This is a genomic window from Pseudomonas sp. 8 R 14 (assembly GCF_900005955.1).
GTDB classification, from domain to species: Bacteria; Pseudomonadota; Gammaproteobacteria; order Pseudomonadales; family Pseudomonadaceae; genus Aquipseudomonas; species Aquipseudomonas marginalis.
In genome coordinates this window covers 27,033-27,281 of the sequence record NZ_CVTH01000088.1, presented here as the reverse complement: position 1 = coordinate 27,281, position 249 = coordinate 27,033, and the positions used below count along the sequence as shown (strand labels likewise).

General features: G+C 61.4%; 1 protein-coding gene. It reads right to left on the bottom strand.

The genetic code is table 11. The features are described from left to right. On the bottom strand, positions 1-249 hold a 249-nt coding region (locus BFQ01_RS33110), incomplete at both ends, for a DUF6531 domain-containing protein (protein ID WP_256097791.1).

The following is a 249-nucleotide window of genomic DNA, read 5'->3' as shown; positions in this document are numbered from 1 at the left end:
GCCGATGCGCCAGCGAATGACTCCAGCCAAACCCCAACCCGACATCCACTTCCACCGCACTGGTGCGATATAACCGTGTCCACTCGAACGGCAAAATCCCATCCAACGTGCCATCGGTGAGGGTGAGCAATTCCTCGCCGGTCACCATCGACACCGGGCAGCCGTTGGTGACGGTCTTATCCGAAGGGGCCGCCGCATCCCCGTTCGGGTTCTTCCCTGAAACGGGCACATCATCGACAGGCTCCTGCC